This window comes from Marinagarivorans sp., from assembly GCF_982758155.1.
The window spans coordinates 1-26,118 of the sequence record NZ_CEXWTU010000044.1; the positions used below are offsets into that span (position 1 = coordinate 1).

Annotated in this window: 24 protein-coding genes and 1 pseudogene; 13 read left to right on the plus strand and 12 right to left on the minus strand. The window is 44.8% G+C overall.

Annotated elements, in window-relative coordinates:
• The first annotated feature begins 530 nt into the window (after nucleotides 1-530).
• Together AC3A8L_RS07265 and AC3A8L_RS07270 are read left to right on the plus strand one after the other, a co-directional pair.
• Nucleotides 531-1,007: an Hsp20 family protein gene (locus tag AC3A8L_RS07265; protein WP_487961571.1), complete on the plus strand. Its 477-nt coding sequence runs from the start codon at nucleotides 531-533 to the stop codon at nucleotides 1,005-1,007.
• Nucleotides 1,008-1,737: 730 nt separating this feature from the next.
• On the plus strand, nucleotides 1,738-3,156 hold the full coding sequence (locus AC3A8L_RS07270) for an HD-GYP domain-containing protein (protein WP_487961572.1): 1,419 nt from the start codon (nucleotides 1,738-1,740) through the stop codon (nucleotides 3,154-3,156).
• Nucleotides 3,157-3,664: 508 nt separating this feature from the next.
• On the opposite strand, the gene AC3A8L_RS07275 is transcribed toward AC3A8L_RS07270, so the two are convergent.
• The 5 genes from AC3A8L_RS07275 to AC3A8L_RS07295 form a co-directional block, all read right to left on the minus strand.
• Nucleotides 3,665-4,672: an alpha/beta fold hydrolase gene (locus AC3A8L_RS07275; protein ID WP_487961573.1), complete on the minus strand. Its 1,008-nt coding sequence runs from the start codon at nucleotides 4,670-4,672 to the stop codon at nucleotides 3,665-3,667.
• Nucleotides 4,673-5,593: 921 nt separating this feature from the next.
• Nucleotides 5,594-10,960, minus strand: a complete 5,367-nt coding sequence (locus AC3A8L_RS07280; protein ID WP_487961574.1) for an FG-GAP-like repeat-containing protein — start codon at nucleotides 10,958-10,960, stop codon at nucleotides 5,594-5,596.
• 601 nt (nucleotides 10,961-11,561) lie between these two features.
• Nucleotides 11,562-12,191 (minus strand): hypothetical protein, encoded by a 630-nt coding sequence (locus tag AC3A8L_RS07285; RefSeq protein ID WP_487961575.1) that lies wholly within the window; start codon nucleotides 12,189-12,191, stop codon nucleotides 11,562-11,564.
• A gap of 258 nt (nucleotides 12,192-12,449) precedes the next feature.
• Nucleotides 12,450-13,232 (minus strand): SDR family NAD(P)-dependent oxidoreductase, encoded by a 783-nt coding sequence (locus tag AC3A8L_RS07290; RefSeq protein ID WP_487961576.1) that lies wholly within the window; start codon nucleotides 13,230-13,232, stop codon nucleotides 12,450-12,452.
• Nucleotides 13,233-13,349: 117 nt separating this feature from the next.
• Nucleotides 13,350-13,961 (minus strand): TetR/AcrR family transcriptional regulator, encoded by a 612-nt coding sequence (locus AC3A8L_RS07295; protein WP_487961577.1) that lies wholly within the window; start codon nucleotides 13,959-13,961, stop codon nucleotides 13,350-13,352.
• A 120-nt stretch (nucleotides 13,962-14,081) separates the two neighbouring features.
• On the opposite strand from AC3A8L_RS07295, the gene AC3A8L_RS07300 reads away from it, so the two are divergent.
• The 3 genes from AC3A8L_RS07300 (at nucleotide 14,082) to AC3A8L_RS07310 (ending at nucleotide 15,395) form a co-directional block, all read left to right on the plus strand.
• Nucleotides 14,082-14,372 carry a YciI family protein gene (locus AC3A8L_RS07300; RefSeq protein ID WP_487961578.1) on the plus strand — a complete coding sequence of 97 codons (291 nt, stop codon included), beginning with the start codon at nucleotides 14,082-14,084 and terminating at the stop codon, nucleotides 14,370-14,372.
• A 225-nt stretch (nucleotides 14,373-14,597) separates the two neighbouring features.
• Nucleotides 14,598-15,056 carry a hypothetical protein gene (locus tag AC3A8L_RS07305; protein ID WP_487961579.1) on the plus strand — a complete coding sequence of 153 codons (459 nt, stop codon included), beginning with the start codon at nucleotides 14,598-14,600 and terminating at the stop codon, nucleotides 15,054-15,056.
• 156 nt (nucleotides 15,057-15,212) lie between these two features.
• Nucleotides 15,213-15,395, plus strand: a complete 183-nt coding sequence (locus AC3A8L_RS07310) for a hypothetical protein (RefSeq protein ID WP_487961580.1) — start codon at nucleotides 15,213-15,215, stop codon at nucleotides 15,393-15,395.
• Nucleotides 15,396-15,559: 164 nt separating this feature from the next.
• On the opposite strand, the gene AC3A8L_RS07315 is transcribed toward AC3A8L_RS07310, so the two are convergent.
• The 7 genes from AC3A8L_RS07315 to AC3A8L_RS07345 form a co-directional block, all read right to left on the minus strand.
• The gene (locus tag AC3A8L_RS07315) at nucleotides 15,560-15,964 is read right to left on the minus strand and encodes a hypothetical protein (RefSeq protein ID WP_487961581.1); all 405 of its coding nucleotides are present in this window, start codon (nucleotides 15,962-15,964) and stop codon (nucleotides 15,560-15,562) included.
• Nucleotides 15,965-16,386: 422 nt separating this feature from the next.
• Complete coding sequence (locus AC3A8L_RS07320) at nucleotides 16,387-17,202, minus strand: DUF2189 domain-containing protein (protein ID WP_487961582.1); 816 nt, start codon at nucleotides 17,200-17,202, stop codon at nucleotides 16,387-16,389.
• A 413-nt stretch (nucleotides 17,203-17,615) separates the two neighbouring features.
• Nucleotides 17,616-18,020, minus strand: a complete 405-nt coding sequence (locus tag AC3A8L_RS07325) for a DUF1801 domain-containing protein (protein WP_487961583.1) — start codon at nucleotides 18,018-18,020, stop codon at nucleotides 17,616-17,618.
• Between the two features lie 52 nt (nucleotides 18,021-18,072).
• Nucleotides 18,073-18,552 carry a hypothetical protein gene (locus AC3A8L_RS07330; protein ID WP_487961584.1) on the minus strand — a complete coding sequence of 160 codons (480 nt, stop codon included), beginning with the start codon at nucleotides 18,550-18,552 and terminating at the stop codon, nucleotides 18,073-18,075.
• A 175-nt stretch (nucleotides 18,553-18,727) separates the two neighbouring features.
• Complete coding sequence (locus AC3A8L_RS07335) at nucleotides 18,728-19,039, minus strand: hypothetical protein (RefSeq protein ID WP_487961585.1); 312 nt, start codon at nucleotides 19,037-19,039, stop codon at nucleotides 18,728-18,730.
• Between the two features lie 237 nt (nucleotides 19,040-19,276).
• Entirely contained in the window at nucleotides 19,277-19,510 is a 234-nt protein-coding gene (locus AC3A8L_RS07340; RefSeq protein ID WP_487961586.1) for a hypothetical protein, read from the minus strand.
• A gap of 163 nt (nucleotides 19,511-19,673) precedes the next feature.
• A complete protein-coding gene (locus AC3A8L_RS07345; protein WP_487961587.1) occupies nucleotides 19,674-20,348 on the minus strand; it encodes a type 1 glutamine amidotransferase domain-containing protein in 675 nt (224 codons plus the stop codon).
• A gap of 124 nt (nucleotides 20,349-20,472) precedes the next feature.
• Here AC3A8L_RS07345 and AC3A8L_RS07350 point away from each other — a divergent pair, with 124 nt between their 5' ends.
• The 8 genes and pseudogenes from AC3A8L_RS07350 to AC3A8L_RS07385 all read left to right on the plus strand — a co-directional run bounded on the left by AC3A8L_RS07350 (nucleotide 20,473) and on the right by AC3A8L_RS07385 (nucleotide 25,728).
• Nucleotides 20,473-21,357 carry a LysR family transcriptional regulator gene (locus AC3A8L_RS07350; protein ID WP_487961588.1) on the plus strand — a complete coding sequence of 295 codons (885 nt, stop codon included), beginning with the start codon at nucleotides 20,473-20,475 and terminating at the stop codon, nucleotides 21,355-21,357.
• Nucleotides 21,358-21,479: 122 nt separating this feature from the next.
• Nucleotides 21,480-22,088 carry a hypothetical protein gene (locus AC3A8L_RS07355; RefSeq protein ID WP_487961589.1) on the plus strand — a complete coding sequence of 203 codons (609 nt, stop codon included), beginning with the start codon at nucleotides 21,480-21,482 and terminating at the stop codon, nucleotides 22,086-22,088.
• Nucleotides 22,089-22,593: 505 nt separating this feature from the next.
• Entirely contained in the window at nucleotides 22,594-22,716 is a 123-nt protein-coding gene (locus AC3A8L_RS07360) for a hypothetical protein (RefSeq protein WP_487961590.1), read from the plus strand.
• A gap of 238 nt (nucleotides 22,717-22,954) precedes the next feature.
• A complete protein-coding gene (locus AC3A8L_RS07365) occupies nucleotides 22,955-23,194 on the plus strand; it encodes a hypothetical protein (RefSeq protein ID WP_487961591.1) in 240 nt (79 codons plus the stop codon).
• A gap of 430 nt (nucleotides 23,195-23,624) precedes the next feature.
• A pseudogene (locus tag AC3A8L_RS07370) lies at nucleotides 23,625-23,867 on the plus strand (hypothetical protein); the annotation flags it as partial.
• A gap of 107 nt (nucleotides 23,868-23,974) precedes the next feature.
• A complete protein-coding gene (locus tag AC3A8L_RS07375) occupies nucleotides 23,975-24,412 on the plus strand; it encodes a GNAT family N-acetyltransferase (RefSeq protein WP_487961592.1) in 438 nt (145 codons plus the stop codon).
• A 102-nt stretch (nucleotides 24,413-24,514) separates the two neighbouring features.
• The gene (locus AC3A8L_RS07380) at nucleotides 24,515-25,144 is read left to right on the plus strand and encodes an HAD-IA family hydrolase (RefSeq protein ID WP_487961593.1); all 630 of its coding nucleotides are present in this window, start codon (nucleotides 24,515-24,517) and stop codon (nucleotides 25,142-25,144) included.
• A gap of 197 nt (nucleotides 25,145-25,341) precedes the next feature.
• Complete coding sequence (locus tag AC3A8L_RS07385) at nucleotides 25,342-25,728, plus strand: hypothetical protein (protein WP_487961594.1); 387 nt, start codon at nucleotides 25,342-25,344, stop codon at nucleotides 25,726-25,728.
• Nucleotides 25,729-26,118 lie beyond the last annotated feature (390 nt).

The window sequence follows — 26,118 nt, forward strand, 5'->3', positions numbered from 1 at the left end:
TATTTGCAATAGCCGGCTATTGCGCCATATTTTCGCCTCGTCAAGCAAGCACCCAAAAAACAAAATTCCAGCAACTTATTCAGTGCGCGCCCCTAAGATCACGCACTTCAGGGGCGAGGCAATTATAGCTTGTCCAATTAGACGAAGGCGCCTGTTTTCTCAGCAAGGCGCTCGAAGGGGCGCATGCCGGGGCATGTAACGCTTTGGGCAACGCAGTTGAGGAAGTAGGAGGCAAGTATTATTGGATAAAGTATTTTTTCCTCGGCCCTTAGGGTTAACTTCCTCAAGCAGATTTTTTATGTTTAGGAATTTTGGGTGAGCTTGAAAACCCATAACACCTATTCAATATTGAGACATAAAGTAATACTTCAAGTCGTTATGGATCATTTATTAAAAATAAAAAATATTGAAAAATAACCCCTTGAAAGCCAAAAAAGAGAACACATATTTAAAGCGTACCGGCGAGACTCTAGCAGTGCGCCAAGGTACTTTTTGTTCTTTTTAAATTATTGCTTCTCGGAGAATATGTTATGAACTCAATTGATTTAACACCCTTATACCGTAACAGCGTAGGATTTGATCGCTTGGCGACACTATTAGATAGTACGCTTAAAAGTAATGCCGTCAGTGCTGGCTACCCTCCTTATAACATTGAGGTATTAGAAGAAAATCGTTATGCCATTACATTGGCCATAGCTGGCTTCGCGGATAACGACGTCGATATACAAGTTGAGAAAGGGGTGCTGACCATACGGGGTAAGAAAGAGGCGGCGACAGAAAGCTCTTATTTACATCAAGGTATTGCGAACCGTTCTTTTGAGCGAAAATTTAATTTGGCTGAGCATGTTGAAGTAAAAGGCGCTGAGCTTAACCATGGTTTGTTGACGATTAGCTTGAAGAAAGAGATTCCCGAGGCAATGAAGCCTCGAACTATCGCAATTAACCAAACAGGGCAAAAATCCGCGCAACAGAGCGGTATCGAAAACAGTAAAATTAAAGCGGCCTAATCAGCCGGTTGTACTCCCTTCCATAAGGAGGCTAAGGGGCGTGCACGGAATAAGTTGCTGGAATTTGGGTTTGTGGGTGCTTGCTTGACGAGGCGAAAATATGGCGCAATAGCCGGCTATTGCAAATATTTTCAACGAAGGCAAGCGTGCACCCAGGAATTACAAAACGGGAAGTTATTTCATGCACGCCCCTAAATTAGCTTCCTTTATAATTGTTTCCATTTAGCACTTGCTGACGTGTAACAAAAAGTTATATTCCTACCTAAAAACCTTTCTAACATATTATTTAATACGCCCCACCTTATTGCTTACGGCTATAGATAGGCGGTGTTTCTCTGACTTGTGCGTGAAATGTTTTGTATTAATAATTAAATATTTTACATCGTTACCGTTAAACGCGTAAAAGAGCCACTCGCCAATAATCTGCGTTGTACATGAATTAAAACTGGTATTTTAATACCCGTATACTTCTGTAGTTGCCTTGCCCTTATGTGCAAAAATTATAAGGCTTGATCACTTAGGGGTGTGCATTGAATAAGTTGCTGGAATTTGGGTTTTTGGGTGCTTGCTTGACGAGGCGAAAATATGGCGTAATAGCCGGCTATTGCAAATATTTTTAACGAAGGCAAGGTGTCCCCAGGAATTCAAAAACGGGAAGTTATTTCATGTACGCCCCTTATGCACATCAGAGGTGAATTTAAGGCTGCGGTTTGACTGAGAATTAACGGTTATGAATGCTTCCACTCATATCGATCCAATGGATAAAGGTATTGCAAGTGCAGAGACACCGGCAATCGTTTCGTCTTCGGTATTACAGCATGCCTATATCTCACATTTAATGGCATTGGGGAGTGATCACCCGGTGTATGCCACTATGGCTTTAAAAGGGCTTGCCGGGGAAGCGATAGCCGAAGGTGGCATGAGGATGGACGAAGTCGCTTTGCAAGCATTGGATGCCGCTAACCTTAAATTGCCGGTGTTTGCGGTGGTGTCTTTAGGGTGTGAATTAACTGCGGAGCAGTTGTATTTAGATATCATGCAGACCATCAATGAGGATGCGTCGCTTAAAGAGATTGCTACGTTACATTTAGATTCAAATATTGTACAGGCGTGTTCTAAATTGCTGTGTCGCTACGCAATATTACGGCAGCACCTTACTGTGATGCGGGCACGCTTACCGTCTATTTATACCCAATCCATTTTCTGTGCCTGGTTAAGCACTGTTATTTATCAGAAAATGAACAAAGCGGGGCCGGAAATAGGCTCCCTATTTATAGCCGGTATGTGCCACGATATAGGCATGTTGCATATTAATCCGGAAATACCGAGCGCGAAGCGAAAGCTCACCACGGAAGAGTGGGTTGAAGTTAAAGCGCACACGAAGATTGGTTGCGGTATTTTATCGATGGTAAAAGGTTTACCGCGTGATGTGAGCGTGGCGGTACAAGATCACCATGAATTACCCGATGGTACTGGCTACCCAAAGGGGAAAGTGGCCAAAGGTACCTCATCTTGGGGGCAGCTGATTCAATTATTAGATAGCGTTTACGCGGTTTACCGTAAGCATCAAAAACAAAGCCAGCGAACACTGGGCGATTTAATCCCCGTTATTCAAGTTAATTTAGACAGCCGTTATGCTGAAGCTGGCCGTGTATTAATTGCGTTATTAGAACCTACCACTAGCGAAGAACCCGCCGTGCCACCAGCGGTAATGCCAGCCTTTATCGACACGGTGAAATGTTCGCTGGGTTATACCCTAGCCTGTGCGGATATTCTTCAAGGCTGCTTAACCTCTTTTGGTTATACCCACGGTAATAGAGCGATACATCTGTTACAAAATTCGATGATCCATATCGTGGCAACCATAGAGCGCTCTGGCGTTATTAATGAAGGCTATGTTCGCTTTTTGGATGTGGTTGGCAGCGAAAAGCTTACCGAGAAGTACCGTGAAATTGAGCGGGCTTATTTAATGGACAAAGAAGTCCTATTCCATATCGAAAAACTGAGACGGTACATTTGGCAATTTGTAATGGCGCAACAGGAATCGACATTGGGCCAACAATTAACTCAATGCCTGATGATTCTAGACGAACTACCCGACCCGCCCGTAAGTGCAGAACTAGAGGAGCTGTGGATTGTTAAGTATTAATCGGTTAACCCCTGCAGCACGGTACTTGCAACATCCTGAGCGCTGCTTGTATCGCCATCAAAATCTTTTGCCATAGCGTATCGGTCGGGCCGGAATCGTTTTTGGCGTGCTAATTGAACAGTTCAAAAGAATTTAGAGAGTGTGTCCCGTTAGTTCGTTTGGGGCTTGCGGGGGCTATAGGCAATAAAAAAGCCGCTAAGGCTGTCAAGCTTTAGCGGCTTTTTGAGAAGGGGATCATTCTAGAGAACACTAACCTGTTGATTTGATCGCTTAGTGTTATGGATGTCCCCGATTATATTCCCGCTAGGCATCAAGCTGAAAATAGTGTTTACTAGATCTGTCATAGGTAAATCTTGTGAGTTGTTTGATATCAGAAACCAAATTGTCTCAAAATTTAAAAATTCTATTTTTTACACCTGTATCGCTAGCCCTATATGCCTATTTTACGATCTTCATGGGGCCAAAAACTGTCCGAAGTGCAGTAAGTAATAAAACCTAGTTTAACTTATCAATCTTCTAGTGTTTTTGCCCAGGTGATAATCGCTTCAGCAATGAGCTCTGGCTGATCTTCTGGTGCGAAGTGGCTTGCTGCTTCGATTTCTACGATTATAAGATCTTGAAAATTATCAATGGCATACTCTATTGCTGCTGGGTTATTCATAAAACCAGGTTTTGCATTCAGCAGTAAAGTGGGAAGTTGTGCGTTGATCAAAGCTTCTGCATTTTCATTTGCCATTGCGGAAAACTCTTCTGCTCCGCCTTCTGCAAAAGCCCTAAATAGCACTTCTCGTTTCGCCATATAGTTATCTTCGGGTTCAAAATAAGGTGCTGAATAATGACTCAGTTCATTATCGCTCAGTGTTTTGACGCTATATTTCTGTAATGTAGACTCAACAATGCTGGCATTTTCAATTGTGACTGCTCGCCCTTTAACGTCATCTTGTAATAGCTGCATGAATTCAATATGCTCTGGGGTCACCTGCTTTAAAAACAATCCTGCGGGCATATAAGCAGCCTCTACCATGACTAATGCTTTTATTTTATCTGAATTTTCTACGATATAGTTCAGCCCGAGGACTGATCCCATATCGGTTACGACTAAAATAATAGGCTCGTCTGCGATTTGATCTATATATTCACTTAAGCTCTCTGCTAATGAGGTAAAACTATAATCTCCAGAGAAGGGAGCATCTGAATAACCATACCCAGGTAAATCAGCTGAAATAGCCTTGTATTCTTGCCCAACCAAGGGCAGTACATCGCGCCATAAGTAAGCTGATGCAGGTAAACCATGAAGGAAAACGATCGTATCTCCTGAACCCGTTTCAAGGTGGTGGATCGTTTCACCTGTGGATAATTCACTAAATACGGACTTGGCTTGCACTTGTGGATCTGCATATACATTTAGATTTTGGTCTATATCTGGACTTGAATTAGAATCAGAATCACATGCCGCTAAAATAAATGTGCTTGATAATACTGAATATAATAATATTGATTTGAAGTTGAATTTCATGGCCACTCCCTCGTAAGTTGTTATTTTTCAACATTATAAACAAAAAAAATATTTGCATAATGCGTCATATTTGCATGTGTGCGGTGCAAATATTATCCTTGCAAAAAAAGGTAAGCCGGTGAGTGGCATGAAGGTTATTGAGCCTCAGGAATTTAGAGCATAATCGAGGACAGGCATCAGTCAAATAAGTAAAAGAGTATAAAGAACTCATTACCTAAAAAATGCGCTATTTGATCAAATTGATTATATTAATTTGGTTGACTGGACGGGGCGCATTATTCGCGACGATACCCAACTCCATTGCATCCCTGCAATCGTTGGAGTAGTAAATCCTATACGTCAGCGTGGCGCCATCGCCGTTAACTTACCGCCTATACTCGCAAGATTAAATATCGACATCGATGCTTGGCTGCTGCAAACACAGCATTTTTAGCAGCACTATCAAGCTTTATTCGCTAAGCGCTGGAAAAAGCGCGCCGCTTAGTTCGAAGCGACTTCAATTACAATTCTGCGGCACTAAAAACCATTACTCCTGCATCAATAAATAACCCCAAGGCATTGGCTTTGGGGTTATTGTGTGTTTTGGATCTATGGTCGAAAAAATTCTTGGACGTTGTCGAACTCTAGCGTTTTTACTGAATTGTGGGTGTCTTTATTTTTTTGTAACTATTCAGGTGGGTTAGAAATAATGCCAACCTAAAAGGCGAATTGATTGTTTTCTGGGCATTCAAGCGTCAGGAACGCTTGCATAGCGCCCAAGGATGGCTTGAGCGGCCCAGAAAATGATCAGTTTGCCGGCCTATTCATGCATGTCTGAATAGTTACATTTTTTTAGAGTGCCTGTCCTGCATTATTAAACTCATGAGTGGAATATACGGGTTTGGGGTGTCCTCGAATGCTTTTCTATTACAACCTTCAGTATTATTGCACAGTCACCTGTAAACGGCGGTGTATGGTGCTGTCGGCATCGCTTGCAGATACCCAAAACTCATACAAACCATCTTGATTGGCATCGTTTTGGCCCAGACTTGCGGGCACTTTAAAATAAATATCTCCGCTGTTATCAACCGTAAACAAATGCGCATCTGGGCCTAGGGTAATACTGTAGGTGGGTGTGGTTTCTACATCAATAGCAGGTTCCGCACTCACGTATAAGCTCCCTCGCGCGACCGTAATCAATTCGGCTGTCGTTAAAACCTGCCACTGCTCTTGTTGGTAAGCGAGCCATTCGATGTGACCGTCGTTATTAAAATCTCCGACCGTAAAAGCCCCGGGTACAATCGGCTCGGGCACCTGCTGCCAAATGTAGCGCCCAAAGCCGTGCTCAAAAACTACGCCAGTATGGTTTTCTAACCAACTTCCATCTGCCAATAAAAAATCTAAGTCGCCATCACCTTCTAGGTCAATGGCGGGGCATGTTTTTTTCTTCTGAATAAGTTCTAATTTTATGTCGCGTAATTGTTTGGGCCTTTGTCCGTAAGACGCTTGAGAGCGAGATGAACAACCTGCGCTGGCCACTTTTTTCTCATCCGTAATAAAGGTTGATGGCAGACTAAAGCGCTCGCCTTCACCACCTTGTCCGCTGGCCTCAAACGTCCAAATGCCTTTATAGGTAATGAGTGATACATCTAAAAAACCATCATCGTTGTGATCAACCAACTCTACCGCTTGGGTGAGCACCACTTGATGATCTTGGGAATAGCGCGTAAAGCTCGGCTTATCGGTACCGTTATGCAAGAACCAACTGATTAAACGATCGCTGGAGGAAACAGCCACAAAATCTAGGTGCCCATCGTTGTTAATATCACCGCTGGCAGCAAATTCATAAAGCGCAGGAGCCGGATTAGGCGACAGCTCAGCAGAAAACCGCGTACTTTTTAACGGGTAAAGCCAGAACGGGGCGTATTGATTATCGGCCGAAAAAGGCGCGCTGTCGTTAACATCATCAACTCCATCATTGTCGTCGTCTGGATCAAGTTGGTCGCCAATATTATCCCCGTCATAATCGACAACTACAGCAGGGTTAAACGGAAAGGCATCGTTTGTATCTGGCGTGCCATCATCATCGGCATCCCCATCATCCCGGTAAATGCGGAAAATAACCGTAATGGATGAGACAGAATAACCATCACTCGCCGTTAAGCTCAGCGTGTAATCATTATCGGTATCGGCATCTAACGGGGTATCAATATTCGGGGCCTGATTAAGGGTGATGGCTCCGGTGTGCCGATCAACAGTGAATAAATCTGCAATAGTGGCATCTTCCCCTGTCATCGAATAGGCCAGCGGGTTTTGATCGGGGTCACGGGCTTGCATGTTGAATGTGGCCGTTTCGCCTTCTGCGACAAAGAGATAAAAAGCCCGAGTATAGAGCGCGTCCCCTGCTAGTGCTGGATATTGTGGCCAAACGGGCCCACCCGTACTGGCGGCATCGAGCGGTGCGTTATCACGATTATTCATCACGCCATCGTTATCCTGATCTTCATCTCGGCTATCATCAATACCATCGCCGTCTTGGTCTGCACTTAAGCGGCTATCGAGCGGGAAGGCATCCAAAGCATCTGCTACATCGTCATCATCTTTATCGCCGTCGTTTTCATAAACCGCAATGCGCAACCATAAATTACTGTGACTAATACCATCACTCACCGACACCCAAAATTCATAAATACCGTCACCGTTAGCATCTTGCGTATCGCTTAATACTGGCGCGGCCTCAAAGCTGAATTGTCCATTTTGCGCATCAATAGAGGCCAGTGCTAATGCGGCATCGGGCCCGCCAATAATTTTGTAGCTTAAAGGGTCACCATCAGCGTCACTGGCAAGTAAAGGGACATTTAAGGCTTCACCTTCGGCAATGGTTAATAGTTGGTAATTAAGGGTTTGGCTAGCGATGTTGTCCCCTTCATCAATCAGCTCGCTAATGCCATTGTGGTCAAGGTCGTTAAGGCCCAGCGAAAGCTCCCTTAGCAAATAAGGGCTGCCTGTGCCAATGTAATGCGCGGAAAACTGCGAGCTATGAAAAGGGTTATTCTGCTCCAGCCATAACCAGTTAGCCGGACGAGGAGAATGCGCGATCCGGCCTAAAATATCTAAGTCGCCATCGCTATCGATATCCGCAATTTGTAAGTTACTCATTTGATAATCGGTGTCATAGAGCGATGCCACTCTAAAACTCGGCGCAGGCACGACGCTAGTATCTTGCGAATTGACGCCTTGATTAGTGAACAACTTAAGGTGGGTCGCGATGGTGAACTGGTTACTAAGCGTGAACTCAGCCATTAATATATCAAGCTGACCATCACGATTAAAATCGACCAAGGTAAGCTGTTGCTCATCAGGCAATACCGGTAACAATTGCACACCTTTAAAAGCGGCATCGTGCTGGAGAAAGGCAATAAGGCCTGTGCTAATACTCGCATCATCGACATTGAGTAACGCGAGCTCTTCTTCGTTCAGCGGTAGAAGTTGTGTTAATGCCGGAGAGCCAGCCCCGGTCTGCCCTGCCACGCTCAGAATGTCTGTAAGGCCGTTGCCATCAATATCACCAAACAGCAGTTGCCCAAGGTCAAGCTGACCACCGGCTTGTGCGCTAATGATCGTGCGCTCAGTAAATTCCGGCGCCTTAAGCCCTTGATGGGTAAAAATACGTAACCGCTCTTTATCGAGTGCGACTAAGTCGGTAAAACCATCACCGTCAAGGTCTTCACTCCAAATAGTACCCAAGGAAGGTAGGTCACTCAGGAGTGCTACTGGCTGGGCTTCAAAGTGCATTAACGCATTCGCTTGTAGCGCTTTAGCCTGTAACTCTTTAGCTTGCAACCAATGGAGCTTACGACGGTAGTCAGTGGTGCTTTTTGTTTGCACCAGAATATCCAGCTTGCCATCATTATTCATATCACTCGCTAAGATGTGATCAATGGCATCCTCCGTACCCAACGCAACCCCCAGATCACCGCTAATAAGGTGATGTTCTAAGCGTGGTGTCGGCCAAAGGGCCCCAAGGCCTTGACGCTCCGTATCAGCAGCAGGCCTATGCAACCATAAGCTGTATTGCTGGGCGATGTTTTTCCAGAGCGTAAGGTACTCTCGCTGGCCGTCGCCATTCATATCGGCGCTGATAATTTCTTGACGATAGGACTTGTCCACATAATCGGGGTGCTGCAGTATGGTATCAAGCCAAGTGAACTCGCTGGGCGGCTGATCAAATACATCCAATTCGGGCGCCACTAAAGGGCCGCCGGCCTGCCAGCGGGGTACGGCAAAGCGCGTCGGGTCGAGCGGTGCATTGTCATCAATATCCGCCGTTCCGTCTTGATCGCTATCCAGTAGTATCGGCCTTTGAGCGGACGCGCGACCTAATGGCGAGCCATCGAGACGGTCCGGCGTGCCATCACCATCGTCATCAATATCGGTATTGTTGCCGATGTCGTCATTGTCGGTATCGAGTGCTTCGTTTTTGTCGAGAGGGAAAGCATCTTCTGAATCGAGATAGCCATCATTATCATCATCACTGTCAGCAAAATTGCCGATGCCATCGCCATCACTGTCAGCTTGCTCGAGAGGGTTAAGCGGCAAGGCATCGTCGGTATTAACAATACCGTCATTATCAGCATCAGAATCATCAAGATACGTTCGCACCTCGACATAACGCCGACGGCTACGCAGTGGTGTACTCGCCTCTAACCAAAAGGCCGCTACCAGTACATGGGCTTTAGCATTGGCCGGAGCTGTTACGCTCACCTCTCCTGTGAGTGCATTCAGTTGCACCTGCGCTTGTGCCAGCCCACCGGCAACGGAGATAAGACGATAACTGACATTCTCATTAGCCTTGCTGTTAACACCTAATGCCAACGATTGCTGAGCCCCCGGTAATAGCAAAAACGTATTGCTGGCAGGTTGCTGCCAAGAATAAAGGGAGCGAGGCGCATGCGAAAAGTGGGTTGTATTTTGTAGGATCGCTTTAGGATGTGCGCTGCCGCTTAACACACCGAGCTGGGCACGTTTATACCCAGCGGTAGGTTGTTTTGGCATGAAGCCATATTCAGCTGTGGTAACAATAAATTCTTTACCGTCAAATTCTAACCAATTAACGCGATCTAGGTTATAGGGCCCCGTGGCAATATCTAAATCGCCATCACCATCCATATCCCGAACCTGTACTGCGAGAGTACCAGTAATAGGGTTACCTTGGAACTCAACGCTGTTTTGGCTAACACTAATAATGTGCGGATCTGGATTCTCGGTCTGCTCGTACCAAGACAATTTGTAATCATCCTGATGCGACGCGATAACATCCATTAAACCATCGCCATTAACATCATCACAGGCCTGTAAGCTTATCGCCTGCTGCCCCAGCCCTTCGATGGTCGCGTGTTGGAAGGTGGGCGATGCTTGGCCATCATTGAGTAAAAGTAAAGGATAATTACCAAGACGCTTTCGATAAATAATATCCATGTGGGAATCATTATTAATATCGCAGGTGAAAAGCCGGTAGATTTCCCCCTGAAGAGTGACTATCGATTCTAAATCAAAGGCTGTTTTTTCTGTTGCGGAATTTTTCAACCAAAGCCAAGGCTCGTTGTCGTTGCTTTTACGCAAAGGGATGAAATCCAGAAAACCATCACCATTCAGGTCCGCCAACTCAGGCATCGCTAGCAAGCTAATCTGAGCATTCGCGGGTATACCCTGGTAGTGGTGCGCAAACCTAGGAGTGCCGAGGTTATCGGCTTCTTGCAAGTAAATGTGGTAACCATCAACACCGGGCAGCAGAATATCTGTTAACCCATCATTGTTCATATCAGCCACTTTGAGCCACCGAGGCTCGCTGATTTCGGCAATAACACTGGGGGTTAAGGTGACTTGATTTGGGTTGGTATTAATGCTGGTGGAGGCACCATTATTATGGAAATATTTTAGCTCAACGCGTCCGCCAGATTCCCGTATGGCGACAGCATCATCATGGCCATCGTTATCCATATCTACAAACTCTAAAAGTTTAAGATTGCTCTCAAGCCCAACCAGCGGCTGCCTAAGCGAAGGCGAAAGTGGTTTTTGCCATTCCAAGCGGCCAGTGTATTGGCTGCTGAGGCTGGACTGTGCAGAAGCACTTGAGCGACTCAAAATACTTGCGCTGCTTAATGTATGGGAACTGCTGCTGGTTGCCGAGGATGTTGAGAGGGTGACTTGTGATGAAGATTCTAAACCACTACCGCCGCAGGCATTGAGTAGGCTTGTTGTGGTTAATAGGCACAACAAATTACGTTTTTTCTGCCAGATATTACCCATGTGTCGCTCCTTATGGAAAGTGTCTTCGCAGTCATTACTGCGATATACCTGTTACAACACCGCACAATCAACTTCCCTCATCAGCCTATTTTCTTTTAATACCTATTGGTGATACGTGTCACACAATACCCATCAAAAAACGAACACTCTTGGCTTTTTATCATTTTAAAGCTTGGGGTGTGAAAATAAACGAAATAAACGAGGACACTCAGTGCGCCAAGCAAAGCTGGCGAATAGATCCAGAGGTGTAAGTCCTCTACTCGGTAAGATGTAGCGCATCGCCGAGGCCCCGAGTCATGGGCGGTAATGGGTAACCCTTATGGCTAAGCGTTGACAGGGGAAGAAAGTGGCGGGACAGGCACTCTAAATTGGGCGCTCTAAATTGGAGTATAGAGTGCCTGTCCCGCAATCTTGCCGTTAGTTCGTTTGGGGCTTGCGGGGGCTATAGGCAATAAAAAAGCCGCTAAGGCTGTCAAGCTTTAGCGGCTTTTTGAGAAGGGGATCATTCTAGAGAACACTAACCTGTTGATTTGATCGCTTAGTGTTATGGATGTCCCCGATTGTATTTGGCTTGATCGCGAAGCAGCTTAAAGCCATGTTGCTAGTCTGGCGTTGTGTAGGTTCGGCCTTCTTTCTCGCCGCAGTCGCTTTTTTGCATGATGAGCGCGCCTTGCGCTTCAGCGCTACAGGTATTGGCAAAGGTTTGTAGTGTGCCGAAAGGGCAATCGGTATCGCAAAAGTCATCTACACCCAATGGGGTAACCGCGCAAACCGGCGCGTATTCTTGGGTGCAAGCGGTTTCTTGTTGGCCGACCACTAAAAAGGTATAAACCTCGGATGACGCTTTTAAAAATACATCAACGAACGGGCCAGACTCCAAGCCTTGTGTCGCGATGATGTCGGTTGGTTCTAGCGTATTTACGATCTCAAAGGCGCCGTCATTACAGGTCAAAGTCGCTTGCTGCGGTTTGTTGTCACCCAGGGTGTAATGCACGGTCGTTGAGTCTGTTGGCAGCTGGAATACCGGCAGCTCGCCGGCGGGCGGAGTGGTATTGGGTGGGCTAAGGCGAAACACGCCCTGGAGTTTTTGGCCCTTATAGGTTTCGCACCCGAGTGTTGAAGGGGCGTTTGAGGGCAATGTACTGCCATCGCATGACGCAAGGCTAACGGCTAACAGTAATGCAGCCCATAGTTTAATCGTTATTGCTTGGTGAAATTTAGGGTTCATCATCTCTTATGTCCTTTAAGCACTTTTCGAGTGTATCGCGTTTTACCCCTCACAATACCCGATAAAAACTCTAAAAAGTGTGAAGAACCTACCAAATAAAGCCGGACAGGAAGTTGGCGGGACAGACACTCTAAATTGGAATATAGAGTGTCTGTCCCGCAATCTTCTCGCGCAGCAGGAATCGGCATCGAGCCAACAATTAACCCAATGCCTGATGATTCGACCCGCCCGTAAGTGCAGAGCTAGAGGAACTATGGATTGTTAAGTATTAACCGTCGCTTGTTGGCTCATCTGGGCGAATAGTGCTTCTAGGTTTTTATAGTTTCCTTGCCAAGCGGCAAACATCGCTTGCGAAGCCGGGTCTGGAAAAATATCCTGTTCGCCTTCGGCTAACCCCTGCAACACGGCACCTGCAACGTCCTGGGTGCTGGTTTTATCGCCATCAAAATCTTTTGCCATAGCGGTATCGGTCGGGCCAGGGTTAATGGTGTGTATTTGTATCGGTGTATTACTCAGCTCTATACGTAAACCTTGGGATGCCGAAAAGAGGGCGGCTTTAGAGGCGCAATAGCTTCCCAATACCGGTAGGTTTGCAAAGGCCCCAATCGTAACAACATTGGCAATAGCCGCATGCGCGGTATGGCTGGTGTTGGCTTTTAGCACCGGCAAGAAGGTTTGGATTACCTGCATAGTCCCCAGGTAATTAGTCGTCATATCAACCTGTAATGCAGCTGTATTACTATCGCCAAGCCCTGCGGTTGTTGCAATGCCGGCATTATTAATCAAAAGACTTACATCGCTTGCGATATGTGCCACGCGGGTAACCGAGGCCGCATCGGTGATATCCAGTTCGAGCACTTCTAATTTATCGTGTTGTAAGTCTGGCATTGCTGAAAGGTTGCGTGTGGTTGCGTACACTTTTTTAATGCCGGTGGCCAAAAGGGCTTTGACTAAAGCAAGGCCAATACCGCGATTACAGCCGGTTACTAGTGCTGTGTGCTCGGTAAAATTCAATGGGGGGTAAAGTGATGTGGGTATGTCCATGTTTTTTTCCTTTTAGGTTTTTATTGGACCGATCAGTCCATTAATGGTGAAAATAAACCCGAGCAAGCTCGGGCTGGTGACTATTACTGCATGAGGAATACGCAAAGGCTTATGGTGTTATTTGTACTCCAATAGTGCGCGTATCATCTCTACACAGCACGCTTGTTCTTCGGCACTAAAAGCCATTTTATCCATCACTTTCATACCGCAAATACAGGCAAAAATTTGCCGTGCTAGGGCCTCGCTTTTTTTCGTAAAGCTGAGCTCGCCTTGTTGTTGCATAGCGTTAACGGCGTCTAAGATAATCTGGTAAGCCTTATCGCGCCTTGTGAGTAATAGCGCCCCCGTAAAAGCATGCTGCGTTCCCAGCTCGCAAGCCGTATTCACAATAAAGCAGCCGCTAGGCATGTTTGGTGCGCCCGCTTGCGCCGCAGTGCCGGCCACAAGGTCTAAAATAAATTGCTTAGGTGATTTGGCCTGCGTTAAAGCTGTGCGCATATAGTTGGCCGTAAACTCACCGTATTGTTCTAAACACTGATTGTATAAATTCTGTTTGGAGCCAAAGGTTTGGTACAAGCTACTTTTGGATATACCCATTGCACTCATTAGCTGCGTGGTGGACGTTGCCTCGTAACCTTGCGCCCAAAATAATTGCAGCGCGGCTTGCAATGCTTGCTCAGGGTCAAAGGCCAAAGGCCTACCGGGCCCAGCTTGTGTGTGTGTTTTCATAACCCTGCACCTATTGTTCTTTATTTTAGGACTGATTGGTTCATAATGCAATACTGTTCACGATATCCGACAGTATTGATAAGCTGCACACCAGAGCCCAGCCACCTAAAGGACCTAGCCGTGTTCATTATATCGATTACCTACAAAGTTGACCTGTCTTTGGTCGAGCCGCACTTAGCTGCCCATCGGAACTATCTCGACAAATATTACAGCAATGGCCTATTTATCCTGTCGGGCGCAAAAGTACCGCGCACTGGCGGAGTCATTATCGCGCGCGCCAGCCGAAGGGTTATCGTAGAGGCTATTTTGAAGGAAGATCCTTTTTATAAAGCGGGGCTTGCGGATTATAGTGTGGTTGAGTTTATGCCGAGCAAAGCGAGAGTCGGGCTGGAATCGTTCTTGGAGGGCTAGATGACCAGAACAGAGTCAGGGCCGAGGAAAAAATACTTTATCCAATAATACTTGCCTCCTGTTCCCTCAACAGCGTTGCTCAAAGCGTTACATGCCCCGGCATGCCTCCCTTTGAGCGCCTTATTGAGAAAATAGGCGTCCACGTCTAATTGGACAAACTATTATTGCCTCGTCCCTAAAGCATAATTTCCCGCAGAGTCTCTCATCTCATCGAAAGGAGTACGTATGAAAATATCCGCACACATTTTAACCGTAGCCGGCAACTTAAGTTTTTTCGCCGCTTTGATTCATATCGCGATTATTTTCGGCGGCCCAGATTGGTATCGTTTTTTTGGTGCCGGTGAGGCCATGGCGCAGATGGCTGAAGAGAGAAAAATGTACCCTGTTTTCGTGACGCTATTAATTGCGTCCGTTTTAACCGGCTGGGGCTTATATGCCTTATCGGGTGCTGGCGTTATTTTCCGTTTGCCGTTACTGCGCACTTGCCTAGTCTTGATCACGGCGGTTTATTGCATTCGGGGTATTTATGGATTTTTTATTCCGGTATTTGTTTCTAATCCTTATGTCGACAGTTTAGGTATTGGTTTTTGGGTTGGCACCTCGGCTGTTTGTTTAGGTATCGGTTTATTGCATCTTATGGGCTTGAAGTATCATTGGCATTCAATGTCTAACAAGAAAAAATAGGGGCTTGGGCGTGAGGGAGTAACAAGCCATCTATCCATATTCCCCTCTATCCATGTATCTACTTTGCTCAAAGTGTTATTTACAAGCAATATAGTATGCCGTAAGTTATTCGGGGTAAGCCGGTAACGGCGTTAACAAATTATTGAGGGTAATATTATGATGACAGCCTATCTTTTGGTTTCGGTATGGTTGGTCAGTGCGCTGCTTTGCCACTACATAGCGAAGTCTCGCGGTAATAAACTGTCCGTGTGGTGGGATATGGCGTTAGCGGTGTTAGGCCCTTTTGCTATTCCTTTCGTTTATTTGATTAAAACTAATCCTGATACCAGAAAAAGCTAACACCTTTAACCCTTTGGCTAATATTGATACTTAGGGGCCAGGGCAAATAGTTTATCTAACTGGTGACTAGGTGCGGCATTCTTACTTGGGCATGTAATGCTTTTAGCCGCGAAGGTAAGAGTGTTGCACCAAGCACTAAAGGATGAAAACTTTTACCCGTTACCCTAATCAGAGCAAACCACTAAAAAGTTAAACTGCGTCATAAGCGGGGATGTGGGTGAGGGTTCGTGCGACTGATAGATGAGCCCTGCGTTGGTATAGCCGTTCATAATCGCGAAGGTGTAGTTGGGAGTGTTATGGGCGCAAGTATTTAATGCTTTATTAAACAGCGTAGAGCCGGGCATGTGGGCAATGGTCACGGAGTATGCGGTTACTGCCGCAGGGTCGGCATTCCAGCCGTTATTGAATTGATTAGTGTTGAACCATATCTTGTAATCTTTGTATAAAAAATTTGCTGCACTCGGGCTTCCAGAGCTTACGCTAGGCCCCGCCGCCACTTGCAGCTGCGCTTGCACGCTCGAACAAAAAAATGCCATTAACAGTAAACTTATTAGCGGTAAGGTTTTCATTGTGTCGCCTCGGATTGCTCAATGATTGAACCCTAATTAAAGGCTATTTTGGCATCCGATGTTGTGAGTAATTACCCTTACCGTTAACCATTATTACCCAAATAAAAATTTGCGTAATGTCAGTTATAAGCTAGTGATCATAAAGTGAATAGATATAAAATTTTGCATGGCTCTAGAAAATAGTAGCCATTATTTATACCGTGAAGGTAAGTTGTGAAGTTAAGTGGTGAAGGATGTTGGTAGTAAGCCGCTAAATAACTCTACTATTCGCAATAGGGTATTTTCTGGGGTGGAGCAGCGCGGGGGAATAAATGTTACCTATTAGGTAGGAGCGTAATATTAGTAGGAGCGTAGCACTAATTGACAAAGGGAATTATCAATTCCCTTTGGCTTTTTATGCTAAATATAATGAAATAAAATGCTTACTCATATTTACGTTGATGCTTTGTTTTTATTACCGCTACATATCCATGCCAGCTAGCGAAGCTGAGTAAAGGCATAATCACGATAAAAGCTATCGCATTTGTCACAAAACCTATCAAGATGAGTACGAAAACTAAGGCTGCCCATGCAATCATGGCTTTAACGTTTTTTCGTACGGCGTTTATAGATGTGGCTATGGCCGTCATCATATCCAGCCGGCGCTCTAGCAGTAATTGAGGGGTGAACGCTGAGATGGAGAACCCAATGGTAGCGAATGCAGCGCCAATGAAAGAGCCTAGAGTTAAAAACGGTAATAGTTCTTCAATGCTAGGGTTTGCGTACGCAGGGTAGAGGGCGTAAATAATACCGGCCAGGCGCATCCAGGCAATCATTAAAACGAGTAGCACAACCGCGAAGGCCCATTCACCGGCAGGGTTGCGCGCTAACATTTTAATGCTGTGCTTAAAGCTGGGTTTTTGCCCTTTCTCTAATTGCCATGCAATATCGTAAAGTACAGTGGCAAAGGCTGGGCCAATAAGTGCAAAGGCAGCAGACGCGGGTAATAGAAACATCCAATTACCGGTGCTGTAGACAAAATGCAGAATCAAGGCGGGGATAACCGCAAATATAGCGCCAAAGAAAAGAGATAATGCGGGGGCTTTGTAGAGGTCATTAAAGGCAAGTAATAACCAACGGTAAGGATCAAAAGTGCCAATCTCGTTAGCGTGGATATATTTGTCTGTGAGTGCTTTTCCTTTAGGGATGCGCTCAAAAACTTTGCCGTTATCATGCTGATTCTGGTAGTTGGTAGCCATAAGGCCTCCTCTGCGATGCTCTTGGAATATGAACGAAGTCAATTCATCATCTATCGGCAGTTACTACGCATGAATCACATAATGTATCTTTATTTGTTATACATAATAGTTATATAAGAGGTGATATGTGTACATGTAGTTATAAGCCCAAGTGCCAACGGCTATACACGATGGTAAGCGATGGGGCTTTAGGGCCGAGGAAAAAATACTTTATCCAATAATACTTGCCCCCTGCTTCCTCAACAGCGTTGCTCAAAGCGTTACATGCCCCGGCATGCGCCCCTTCGAGCGCCTTGTTGAGAAAGCCGGCGCCCTTGTCTAATTGGACAAACTATTATTGCCTCGCCCCTTAGTGTTTTAGGGAGAGAAGGTGTGAAGAGTAAAAGGGTGCGGCTTGGCAATCGCTTTAAAAGCTATGCGCCGAGCAAAGGGAGTTTTTTGACCAAGTGGTACTTTAACGCAAGCGATATACAGTGTTTTAATTCTTGAGTTGCAATGGCTTCGCCGGCAACAAAGATAATGGCTCGATTCCCCGAATATTGAAAAACACTTGGGTACAGTTCTTTGAATGTTTCTATAAGTGTCGTTTTACAGTGAAAGTATAGGGCGTACTGGTTAGGCGTTTTTGCTTTCCAGTCAATGCGCAGTGTGCTGCCATACTTGGTGATATAGCTAGGCTCGCCCCATTTTAGGCACTCGTCTAAATCGTTAATACTGTCTTCATTTGCGACGTCATAAATTAACGATCGTAATTTAAAAATATGCTGTTTTATATGAAGGGGGTAAGATTCAAATTTTTCTGCAACATCCTTGTTCATGCATAATATCCATAGAGTAGATTGCTGCGCATAACACCAGCAATGCCTGCCTCTAGAGTAAAAGGCTATTACTGCGATCACCGGTGTGAAATATTGCCACTAATGAATATCTAAAGAAATCCGGGCAGGTGGTTAGATAATCTCTGGCGATATCTGTCACGCTTTCTGTGTATAACGCAATCTCTTGGCTGTGTGCGATATCCGAAGTGTTCTTAACGGCCTTAATGTGGTCGGCTAGCCCTGAAAAATCACATTGCACTACAGCGGGTGAATCGCATTCTTTTTTATCATTTGTTACCGCAATGCTTAATGTTGAATGTATAACATCCCATTCAAAAATAAAATAACGCGAGTTATCATCAATATTATTACCGAGTAGTGACACGGCCTTATCAATGCATAATATTACGGCAGAGTTGATAGCGCTCTCATCATATTCAGCTGCTGCTGCCCGGTGAATAGCATGCTCGATGCCCTCGGCCGAGGGGCTAAAGGGATTAAGGTTTTTGTGCACTTGCCAATTTAAAGTCATCGTGTTTCCTGCTTGAAATCGTCTATGTCAAAGCCTGCGATACAATATGTTTACTTACAGTGGCATAGGTTGAGCATTTTTTAATACAGTAGAAAGGTTGTCGGCGTAATGGTGAGGAAGACCGTTATTCGCAAGTACGGTGCGGTACGGTTTTCCCTCTTGAGTCCGCTCCTTTTTAAATGCCTTCATTAGCGGACTGTGTGTTAATTAGCTGCACTAATTCCTTCGCATTCTTCAAGGCATATTGTCTTTTCACTAAGCGGCCCGATGGGTTGAAGAGTAATATCTCGGTGGATTGGGCGTTATGCTTAGTGATTAGCTTATTACCTTCCGGCGTGCCGGTTTTTACGAAAATAAATAAAGCTTTATCGCCCAATTGGTCGCGTGCCTTATTCATTTCTTCAGACTGCTTCATGCTAACGGTAAGGTTCGAGTCGTAAACAAATACAAGGGCTGGTTTACCGGTACCGATTTGCTCATGGCTCATATTAAAGCCCTTTGGCGCAAACATAACCAAAAGCCCGATAAAGACAATAATTGCAGCAACAATGCCTAACGCCTTCCAAGGTTTTCGGTTTGAGGTATTAATATCAGTGTTGATGGTGGAATCCTCATGAAGCAATTAAAAATTAATGGGCGACTGTGCAAATGCACTTTTCCGCAATGATCGTATTTCGAGCCTTTATGTATTCATATGACTGTCACGATAGTGTCTTATCGTGGCTTACAGCAACAGCGCAAAGAATCCCGCAATCGTAAACGTTATGGGGCAGCAAATAGAAACAAATCGGTTGAGCTGAATCGCAGTTCCCGATTTATTTTTATAAACCCCACCGGTTAAAGCAATAACCAGTGCAACCGGCGATATTAGCAACAAAAAAGCTAAATATACTGGGAATCTTCTTATTGCCGGGACAAGCGTATATTCCACTTTGCCCTCTAAAATCTCATTGTACATTTCAAACTCCAGTAATTATCAAAGCTGCAATGATAACCTACGCAGGAGTGAGCGGGGTGTTGTTACATTCTATCTTTCTTCATCGGTTCAGATGTTAGCGGGGCTCGAGTCTTTGAGGGGCCGCCAAGCTCTGCGCCAGCGACGCAGAACTTGCAGGTGATCGCTAAGCGCTAAGCTGCTTAACGATGGCAGTGCCAACGGCATGCGCACTGGCGGGGTTTTGGCCTGTAATTACACGGCCATCTTCGATAATGAATGATGTCCAGGGTTGTACCTTGCTATAACGAGCCGCTTTACGGGTTAGCGCTTCTTCCATCAGGAACGGAACATCATTGATCGTACCGTAGTCGACTTCCTCTTCACGGCTAAACCCCGTAACGGATGTAGCCGCAAGCAAAGGCTCACCGCTACTCAAGGTAATAGGCAGTAATGCAGCTGGGCCGTGGCATACCGCCGCTAAAAGGCCACCTTGTTCATAATGCACGGCACTCAATTTGGCAAACGCTTCGTTGGTGGCTAAATCGCTAAGTAGGCCGAACCCGCCGGGGTAAAAAACGGCATCATAATCAGAGATATTGACCTGAGAAACGGGCAGTGAGTTATTAATTCGGTTTTGAAAGTCTTCGTCAGCTAACACGCTTGCATTCACGTCATCACCCTCTACTTCTGCCCCGTAAATAGGCACTTTCCCGCCGTTAATCGATGCAATTTCGTAATCGATACCCGCTGCTTTGAATACGTGTACCACATGGGTTAGCTCTGGGGCGAAGGTGCCGTTAACGTGGTTGGTATCGCCTAACGTTGCATGGTTAGTCACCGGGATAAGCACTTTTTTCATGATGGTTCCTCGTTAAATAAATCTGTAGTCGTTCGCGGAGTAGTGACTATAGCTAATTGCTGTATGGCTGATAATGAATCAAAATGAGTAATCAGTATTGCTATATGGCAACAATGGGGGCGAGATGGATAGTTTTGATGGGATTGTTGAGTTTGTGGCAGTGGCAGAGGCCCATGGGTTCTCGGCAGCGGCCAAGCAATTGGGGTGCAGTACTAGCCACGTGAGTCGGCAGGTTGCCCGCTTGGAAGAGCGTTTAGGTTGTGTGCTTTTAGCGCGCTCTACGCGATTAGTCAGCCTTACCGAAAGTGGCACAGCGTATTACCAGCAAGCTAAAGACCTTGTCATGGGGCTTCAGCAGGCTAACGAGCAGGTTAATCAGCAACAAATTAACCTTAGCGGTACGCTTAGAGTCAGTGCTGCTGGTGGTTTTGCGGAACACTTTGTTGCCCCGGCTTTAATGGAGTTTGTCGCTCAATATCCCGACCTAACGGTGGACTTAGACTTGAATAGCCGTTTGGTTAACCTGGCTGAAGACGGTATTGATTTTGCGATTCGTTACGGCGAACTAAGCGACTCTAACTTAATTGCCCGCAAGCTTGTAAGCCGCCCAATGATGGCTGTTGCAAGTAAAGCGTATTTGCAAAAACACGGTACCCCCAAGCACCCGATTCACTTGAAAAGTCATCAATGTATTCTTTCGAACAGTGATGCCTGGAAGTTTATAGTTGATGGCAATAAGGCGGTGGTGAAAGTGAAGGGCAAATGGCGCAGCAACAACGCCAACGTTGTACTGAATGCCTGCGAAAAAGGATTAGGTGTAGCTTATATGCCAAAAAGCACGTTTAAAGCGGCTTTAGAGAGCGAGCGCGTAGTGCCGATACTGGAGCCTTTTTGGGGGCAGGGCAGTAGCAGTTGGATCGTCTATCAAAATAAACGTTTTATGCCTTTACGTGTAAGGCTGGCTATCGACTTTTTAGTGCAACACTTTGCCGCTTGGGACGACGATTAAGGGCATGTTGGCAGTTTGGCAATCCCATCGCTAATCTACGTAGTTTTACCTACAGACGGTTGGTTACTCGTTGCGCATTATGTTGAATTCAGCTAATTAACGACTAACTAAAAGGAAAGCCAATGCTAACTATCACAAAGAGATCGTTGCTCCCAAGTGTGCTAATTACGGCCAGCTTACTGGGTGGGTGCACTGGCGCATGCACAACAGATGTGCGCGCAGCGATTAATATTCAGGTAACCCATGATTCCCTAGCTGATGTTAATCCCGGTTGTATCGGGCAGGTAATCTTAAGTGACAATAATCAAACTTATGTGGAATATATACATGCCACCTCATTCTCGAGTGGTACAAATGGTGCGAAAGGTTGCTATTTCTCCGCCGGGTATGAGCGCGCAGGTAATTACAGTCTATCCATTCAGCTTCAGGGCTATGAACCTATAGTGCTCAATGAGATTGACGTAGGCCGTAATGCTTGCCATGTCGAGACGCATCGCCAAACCTTGTCGTTAACGCCGGCGGTTAATAACTGCCACGATGGTTACGAATGGACAAACAATCAATGCCAAACGACCAATGCCTGTTCTTTTCCAACGCTAGAGCAGGCTTCGGTTGGTGGCCTTGAAGGTAGTGGCACATCCATCGAGTGCGTAAATGAGTGCATGGACGTTACTGGGATCACTATTAATCCGACCAACCCTGGCCTGTGTGAATCCATAGCGCTGCCTTAAAAGTGGCTGTTAACGTGTAATCCTAAAACCGATGTGTTCGCCACAACTGCGGTAGAAGTTACTGCGATTGTGGGGAGGACGAAACCGAAAATATTAATTGGCCACCCAGTAAGTTTTTGAGTTCAAAGGGTGGGCGGCGTGGTCCGGCGGTGTCGGCATTCACCTCTGGGGCACGCGTGAATACTTCCTTGTAAGCTCTGCACAAACGTCCTGTTTGTGACGGCCCCAGAGCTGAATACCGACACCTGTTTCTGAGCGTGGGTTATGCCTGCCATAGCAATATTGGGTCATCCCAAACTGCGACGTACTGCCCTCAGCCTAGGGCTCAAAGTGAAGGCAGTGCTGATAAATGTCTAGATATAGACACAAGTTTAATGCTGGGAGATGGTTATATATAGTCATTTAGGTATAGTTATAGACATAAATGTCTATATGTAGACATATTCCTATATGTGGCCATGAGCGTGAATCAAATGTTATAACTGTAATAAATAGGAGGACGAAAATGGAAACCGTAGGTATGGTATTTGGAATGATGGGGTTTATATTCGCATTAGCAGCACTAAATGAGACTAGATCACTAAAAAAGAAATTGGAAGAAAGTGGTGTTCTTCCCAAGGAAAAATAATCAATTGTTTCACTGTGTTGGCATGCACCGCTTGTCGAGTCATACCAATGAGAAAGACTGAAAATATTTAAGGTAATAATCAGCAAGTACAAAACAATCAGTGAAAGCCAAAGTTATAACAAGTGTATCGTGGCTCAGCGGCTTTGCCGCTTGGACCTCCGTTCCGTTACTTCGCAACTACACTTCGACCCCACATACAAGCGTTAAGAACAAAAAAACCTAAAAGAGAGGAAGTATTATGAGTGAATCAAGAGATTATTTAGAAATGTCTTTTCGGTCAATCGAGTGTTTTTCAAATGATGGTAAGCTAGATGCAAAAGAGTTGGGTGCAATACTTGATATAGCTGAAAAAGATGGCGAAATAGACCAAAATGAAATGCGTGTATTACGTAATATTATTTCTTCAGTAAAGCCAGAGGAAATTGATGAGGCGATGAAATTAAAATTGACGGAAATTGCTAACAAAATTAACGTGTAGCCTCACAGTCAACGTGGTCAGAATTATTTTAATGATAAGTGATTTTGTTATTTATAGTCGTGCTACTATTTTCAGCTGTGAATTTATTTATAATTTAAAATGCAGCTAATCATCATAACAAGTTTGTCAACCATCGCCACTTCGTGGCTGGTCAGCCAAGGCGTTGTTCCTTTTGTACATTTGATTCGCAAATTCTTGCACAAAAGTATCATCACTTTTTCTGCCGGTAATAAAAGCGTTAGCCTTTTTTTGGAGGGGCGTAAATGAAGCTAGTAAAGCACCCACGGTACGAAAACCCAAAAAATGGTATTCTGAATACTGTAATTGGTGATCCATCAAAGCAAAATGCGACTGATGCTGTATATGCCTATTACGAAATATATAATGATCAATTACTTCAATGTAAGAAATGTGAAAAACATTTCTATTTTTTGCAGAAGAGCAAAAATATTGGTATGAAAATTTAGGGTTTTGGGTTGATGCGAGGTGTATTCACTGTATTGAGTGTAGGATCAAAACTCATAAGTGGAAGAGGCTTCAAAAAGAATACGAACTTCTTCAGAAAGTGGCAGCCCCAACTAAAGATCAAATTAAAAGATTTAGAGTTGTAGCTAAAACGTTGATTAAAATCGGATTAATGAAAGATCGTAATAAAGTAAGCAAACTAGGCTAACAAAACCATCATGCTGACAGCTTTCTGTCGCTTTTTTTACGGCGATAAAGACTGCCACACAAAAATCACCAAAAACTTTGCCGCACATAGCTGCTTTAGCACTCAATATGAATATTCGTGAAATATCCAAGTCTGACCTGTCTGAACTTTCACACTTATATATGGCAGTTTCTAAAGAGCCTCCGTGGTGCGAAGACTGGAAGTATGAGTGGGCATTTGAGCGATTATCGATAATCTTTAATTGCCCTGGTTTTTATGGCTTCCTAGTTGAGAATGAAGGCAAGATTATAGGCGGTATTCTTTCAAGAATGGGTAGCTTTATGGGAGAGTACGAGCTTGAAGTTGAAGAACTCTTTGTATCGTCCGTGTGTCAGGGGAAAGGTATTGGTAGCAAACTCATATCACAGCTAAGTACCTCCGCCAAAGAAAATGGAATATCAGCTTTGGTATTGTTAACTGATCGAGGCACGCCAGCACAAGAGTTTTACTTAAAAAGAGATTTTAAAGCCAAAGAAAACACTCTATTTATGTACCTCAATGTTTAGTGCTAAAAAATACAAGCAGCGGAACGGTTTTAAGCTGCTTTCGCTTCGCTCAAACACTTAAAACACGTCCGCTGTTGTGGGCGTTAAGTATCCGGAGTTTCTATGAATCAATGCCTATTATTTGATTGTGACGGTACACTTGTAGATAGTGAGAGGCTTTGTAATATTGGCCTTGTAGTAAAATTTAGAGAATACGGGATTGAACTAGATGCGGATGAACTTGTTATCCGGTTTCGAGGTTGGAAGCTAGCCAAAATACTCGATATGCTAGAACAGGAGCATGAAATATGCTTGCCTGAAAACTTTGTCGATCATTATCGAGCAATTGTATCTGAACTTTTCGATACTGAGCTAAAGCCCATTGAGGATATCGAAGAAGCGCTTAAGAATTTAGATCACCCAAAGGCAGTGGTTTCAAGTGGCCCAGTGCATAAAATCGAACAGGCGCTGCGAGTGTGTGGTTTGACCAATTATTTTGCGTCAAATATTTATAGCTCATATGAGGTGAAAATCTGGAAGCCAGACCCTGGAATATATAAATATGCAGCTAAAGATATGGGGTTTTCCGAAGAAGAATGCATTGTAATCGATGATGGCCCTGTTGGTGTTGAAGCAGGCTATAAAGCGGGAATGAGAACGCTTTTTTATAATAGGTACAATGAGTTGTGTGAGTTTCCGTCGGTTGAAAGTTTCAAGTCAATGAAAGAACTTCCAAGATTGATTCACACTTAACCAAAACAGCCAAGCGACGCCAAAAAGCGGGGTTCCTGCTGCAAACGTTAGAGCGTCAAGTTTAATGCTGTGGAGTCTTGCAGGGTGAAAGTCCCGGTCGGGTAAAGCTTAACCTGCAAGTAAAAAATAAATCAGGGCAGGCACGCGAAAAAGTGATGGATGTTCAGTAAGTTTTTCAGAGTTATAAGGTGAATAGTATGAATACATATAATCCGCTAGTTGAGCCAAATAAAGAGGAATGGTTGGCCTTATCAGAATGCGATCGAATTGATTCTGTAAAAGAATTTCATGAAAACTCAAACGATGATGAATTCGAGGAAGAGGCTGCGCTGTCTATCCATAGCACGCTACATGTAATAGTAGAAAATCAATTAGCTATGGGTGTTGCGCTGATTTCAGAAACAATAGCAAAATTAACACGACAAGGGCTTGATCGTCATGAAGCTATTCACGCGATTGGCGCTATAATTAGTGAAGATATATTCGATGTTATGCGTGGAGAAAAAACTGAGTTTTCACCAATTCGATACCGTAAAAAGCTCGATAAAATTACAGCTAAGCGGTGGAAGAAAGGGCAATACTAATACGCTATTAAATTGACGCCTTTTCCGTCGCTTGTTTTGTGACATAGCCTAGCCTGCACTGGGTGGCACTTGCACCCGGCATGGGTGCCCATTTGGCTGGTACCTACATATTGCCACGCCCCTAAAAATATTAATGATTAAAAAGGGATGATTTTTATAGAATTCCCCGCCGTTATACCTCGCGTGAAATCATGCAGGACAGGCACTCGTTTTAAGTCATTCTGATTCTTAGCTTGATTGCCTTATACTCGATACTTTCAGTGCTATACGCAAAAAGTAGCTAAGGCTAAATTATTAGTTGCTTTTGTATTTAAGCGAGTGCCTGTCCCAACCAATATTGAAGCACAAAGAAAAGCAACGCACTTAGATAGAATGCGAAAAGTGATTGAT